Below are 4,396 nucleotides of genomic sequence, written 5' to 3'. Positions count from 1 at the left end.
CACCATCAGCGGTGCCGCGATGTTGCGTTCTCCAAGAAAACCTTCGGTTGCTGCCACCAGCCGGTCGATCATCGAGATCAGCCTGGCGTTGAGCAAAGTGGTCAGCGCCCGGCGCGGGCCGCCGAGCTTGGCCGACAGCTCGTGGCTCGATGTGACCGGCAGGCCGGACTTGTCGCGGATCAACTCGCGGGCGGCGATCTCATGCGCCGGATTGCGGGTGGCGAAGTAGGCGCAGACGGCAAAGCCGGACACCGAGGCGCCGAGTTCCGGCAGCGCCGCTTCCAGTCCGGACAGATCGAGCTTGGCGGCATTGCCATGCACGTCGTGACCGCCCGGACAAAAAACCACCGGATCGGTGCCGAGCGCGGCCTTCAGCCCGTCGCGGGCGAGGTCGCCCTCGGAAAAGCCGATCATCACCAGCGCGACGCGGCCGCCCTGGCCCTCGACGAGCGCGTTGGTGGCAAGCGTCGTCGACATCGACACCAGCTTGATATCAGCCGGATCGGTTCCGGCTTTCTGCAGCACCGCGTCGACGGCGCCGGAAATGCCGACGGCAAGATCATGCCTGGTGGTCAGCGCCTTGGCCTTGGCCAGCACCTTGCCCTTGTTCGGCCCTTCTTGCGGGCCTTCTGTTTCAGACCACAACACGGCATCGGTATAGGTGCCGCCGGTGTCGATTCCGAGGAACAACGGTTTTGGCTTGGTCTTGGCTGTCATTTTTGGCGGCGGTCCGGCTGGGGAGTCTGTCTGCCCCTGCCTTTAGCCGATGCGGGCGGGTCGATAAAGCTGCGAGCGCTGGGCCAAGGCGGAGATTGGCAGCGTTGGCCGAAGCGCCAACCTACCCGACAAACCCCACTTTCTTGTGCGTGCCATCGCAGAACGGCTTGTTGGCGGAATGGCCGCAGCGGCAGAGGAAGGCGCGTTGTGTACGGTCGACCGTATGGCCGGTTCCGGTGACGATCTCGAGATTGCCCTCAAGCTTGAGCGGGCCATTGGTGGTCGGCGTCACTTTCAGCGGACCATTTCTCGCTTCGAGCGCCGGCGTGTCCTTCAGCTGCGGCTCGCCGGTGGCGGCAAAACCGGATTTGTTGTGGCTGCCGTCGCAGAACGGCTTGTTTTCCGAAGCGCCGCAGCGGCAGAGCGTGGCACGATAAGAAGTCTCGCCGTCGAGAACGATCTCGGCGTGTACCGCCAGCGGGCCGTTTTCCCGCAGCCGCACCGTGTTGACCACCGGTGCTTGCTCCTGCGGCCCGCCATCCTTCCTGACATAGGTGATGGCGCCCGACGGGCAGCTTTCGGCGATGGCGACGATCTTCTCGACGCTGGCCGCCTCGGGATGGATCCATTGACCCGGCGCGTTGGGCACGAAGACGTGCGGATCGCCGAGCACGCAGTTGCGCGAATGGATGCAGCGCTTGCCGGAAAACCCGACGTCGATCTTGTCGCTTTCGACCATGCCGGCCATAGCTGAGCTCCTTTTGCCTGAAGCACGTCGCGTCTGAACAGTTCGAGGCGGCGCGCGCTGGGTATTTGCACAGGCTATGGCTCCAGCCCGAAGACCGTCAAGCTGGCAAACCGGTCAGGGGACCAGTTCGATCTCCTCGGTCTCGCCGCCGCTGCAGGTATAGCAGCAATCCTCGCATTTTTCCTTGTTGCCGGGGCCGACGCCCCAATAGGTGCCCTCGTCACCATCGACCCAGGCGCCGTAACAGATCGATTCCCCGGCGTTGCAGGATATCGGCAGCTGCTTGGTCTCGCCGTCGTCGAGGTAGAAGTCCTTGTCATCGCCCGGCCAGACATAGTCGCGATCCTGGCTGTAGAGTTCGACGCGCATGGCGTTGGGGTGGCCGTTCTTGATGGCAAAGGTGACATCGTCGGCACGCGCCGCCGGCACGAGCAGCATGAGGAGAGACAGCGCGGCCAGCACGCGGCGCGCATAGATATGAAACATGAGTGACCCCCTGAATAAGCGGCCCACCCGGCCGCGTGGCGACCATCGCACGCAGCGCTGAATCGCGGAAGTGGACCGGACGAGCCGATCCCTGACTTAATTTGGGTCCAACGAAAACTTCCGCGCTCTACGGCACCAGATCGATCGTCTCTGTCGAGTGTTCGACGCAGATGAAGCAGCAGGTGTCGCAAGGCTGGTCATTGTCCGGCCCGACGCCGGCCGAGAGGCTGTCATTGCCGTCGGCCCAGGCGCCATAGCAGATATGTTCGCCCTGATTGCAGGAGAACGGCACAGATTTCTGCGACCCTGGGGCGATCAGGAACACCTTGTCGTTGCCCGGCCAGACCGTCTCGCGGTCGCGGCTGAACAGCTCGACCGCGACTGCTTCCTTGCGCAGGTTCTTGACGAAGAAGGCCATGTCGGCGGCCTGCGCCGAGGCGGTGAAGACCAGCGCCGCCAGTGCAACCATACGAAACAGCGTCACGGCCTGGATCTCCCGAATCACCGCGGCAGAATCGCATGCCTGCCCGCTACTAGGAAGGTGCGGAACCCTGCGTCGCGATCTCATGCCCCAGCCGCACCGTTTCACGCACCAGCAGGTCGAGATCCTCGCGCCGTGTGCGATGATTGGTGATCGCCACGCGCAACCAGTGCTCGCCATGCACCGTGGTGTCCGAAAGGGCCGCAATGCCCTGTTCCTGCAGCCGCAGCATGATCTCCGTGTTGAGCACCTTCAGAGCCTCGCCTGTCAGACCGGGCTGATAGCGGAAGCAGACGATGTTGACGGTCGGCGATGCCGCCAGCTGCAGCCGCGGCGCGGCCTCGATCAAGCCGGCAAGATAGACGGCCTGGGCAATGTTCTGGTCGATCAGGCGGCCGAATTTCTCGACACCGTGCTCCTTCAGCGCCATCCACACCTTCAGCGCGCGAAAACCGCGCGACGTCTGCAGGCCGTAGTCGTGCAGCCATTCGCCGGAAGCGAGGCCGCGCGGCGTCGATTCCAGATATTCCGGCGTCACCGCGAAGGTCCCGCGATGCGCGGCGGCATCCCTGACCAGGGCGCAGCCGACTTCGAACGGCGCGTGCAGCCATTTGTGGGGATCGAGCGCGACCGAATCCGCCCGTTCGATGCCGGCGACGCGATGGGCATTCTCAGGCGCAATGGCGATCAGCGCGCCGATGCAGCCGTCGACATGGAACCAGAGGCCTTCCTCATGTGACAGCTTCGCAAGCGCCTGCAAATCGTCGATCGCCCCGGTGTTGACGGTGCCCGCCGTACCGATGACGCAGGCCGGCTTGAACCCTGCCGCGCGGTCCTCTGTGATCGCTGCCCGCAAGGCGGCGATATCGATGCGCAGCCCGGCATCGGTCGGGATGCGGCGCAGTGCCCGGTTGCCGAGGCCAAGTGCCTCCATCGCCTTGCGGTGGCACGAGTGGATCTGCTCCGAGCCGTAGAAGCGCAGCGGCTTTTCGATGGCGGCGACACCATGCTCGCGCACGTCGATGCCGGCCTTGACGTTGCGCGCCACGGTCAGCCCGATGATGTTGGCCATCGAGCCGCCGCTGACCAGCGTGCCGCCGGCAGAAGCGGGAAAGCCCAGCATCTCCTTGCACCAGTTCACCACCTGGCTGTCCATCAGCCCGGCGGCGTGGTTGCCACCGCCGAGGTTCGAGCCCTGGATTGCCGCCAGGAAATCGCCGAGCGCACCGGTGAAATTGCTCGACCCCATATACCAGGACCAGAAGCGCGGATGGATGTTGCCCATTGGATAGGACATCACCGTGCGGGACACCTCAGAATAGACCGCATCCAGCGGCGCCGGCGAGCGCGGCAGCGGCGCCGAGAAGGCCCCTCTCACATCGGCCGGCATCTCCCGCCAGACCGGGCGGTCGCGCACATCGCGGAGGTAATCGACCGCATCGTCGATGACCCGGTGCGACAGGGCCTGCACATCGGCCCAGTCCAGGGGATCGAGCGTTTCCTCGGCCAAAAGGCCGAGGTTTTCTTGCACGGCGTCCATACCAGATCTCCCGTCAAGCCGCCGGGAACTGGCAGCCGGGCGTCGAGCGCGACAGGGCGGTCTCGTCGGCATCCATCTCGGCCTCGATGCCGTCGAACAGCGGTGTCGACATGTAGCGTTCGCCGGTGTCGGGCAGCATGCACAGGATCACCGCACCGGCCGGCGCCTCCTCCGCGACCTGCCGTGCCACGGCGAAGGTCGCGCCGCCGGAAATGCCGGTGAAGATGCCCTCTTTGCGCGCCAATTCCCTCGCCCATTTGATGCCCTCGGGCCCGGCGATCGGCATCACCTCGTCATAGAGGCTGGTGTCGATCGCCTCCTGCAGCACGTTGGGGATGAAATCCGGCGTCCAGCCCTGGATCGGGTGCGGCTCGAAGGCTGGATGGCTGGCGGCGGGAGCACCATCGACGCCGCGCTGCTGGAC

Annotated in this window: 6 protein-coding genes; all 6 read right to left on the bottom strand. The window is 65.0% G+C overall.

Going from position 1 to position 4,396, the window contains the following annotated elements:
• On the bottom strand, positions 1-717 hold a 717-nt coding region (locus EOA22_RS25420), incomplete at its 3' end, for a hydantoinase/oxoprolinase N-terminal domain-containing protein (protein WP_281040787.1).
• Positions 718-838: 121 nt separating this feature from the next.
• Entirely contained in the window at positions 839-1,465 is a 627-nt protein-coding gene (locus EOA22_RS25415) for a CDGSH iron-sulfur domain-containing protein (RefSeq protein ID WP_013528606.1), read from the bottom strand.
• A gap of 114 nt (positions 1,466-1,579) precedes the next feature.
• A complete protein-coding gene (locus tag EOA22_RS25410) occupies positions 1,580-1,951 on the bottom strand; it encodes a hypothetical protein (protein ID WP_063169665.1) in 372 nt (123 codons plus the stop codon).
• Positions 1,952-2,078: 127 nt separating this feature from the next.
• Positions 2,079-2,435 (bottom strand): hypothetical protein, encoded by a 357-nt coding sequence (locus tag EOA22_RS25405; RefSeq protein ID WP_024502169.1) that lies wholly within the window; start codon positions 2,433-2,435, stop codon positions 2,079-2,081.
• 49 nt (positions 2,436-2,484) lie between these two features.
• Complete coding sequence (locus EOA22_RS25400; RefSeq protein ID WP_063169664.1) at positions 2,485-3,972, bottom strand: aspartate aminotransferase family protein; 1,488 nt, start codon at positions 3,970-3,972, stop codon at positions 2,485-2,487.
• 13 nt (positions 3,973-3,985) lie between these two features.
• Positions 3,986-4,396: pyridoxal-phosphate dependent enzyme (locus EOA22_RS25395; protein WP_127371421.1), on the bottom strand; the 411-nt coding region annotated here is incomplete at its 5' end.

It is taken from the genome of Mesorhizobium sp. M7A.F.Ca.US.014.04.1.1, from assembly GCF_003998745.1.
In the GTDB taxonomy this organism is placed as follows: Bacteria; Pseudomonadota; Alphaproteobacteria; order Rhizobiales; family Rhizobiaceae; genus Mesorhizobium; species Mesorhizobium ciceri.
The sequence above is the reverse complement of the archived record's forward strand: the minus strand, read 5'-3'. Positions and strand labels throughout refer to the sequence as shown.

Excerpts from the sequence above, each read along its gene's own strand:
- EOA22_RS25415 (WP_013528606.1), bottom strand. The coding sequence starts at position 1,465 with ATGGCCGGCATGGTCGAAAGCGACAAGATCGACGTCGGGTTTTCCGGC.
- EOA22_RS25410 (WP_063169665.1), bottom strand. The coding sequence starts at position 1,951 with ATGTTTCATATCTATGCGCGCCGCGTGCTGGCCGCGCTGTCTCTCCTC.
- EOA22_RS25400 (WP_063169664.1), bottom strand. The coding sequence starts at position 3,972 with ATGGACGCCGTGCAAGAAAACCTCGGCCTTTTGGCCGAGGAAACGCTC.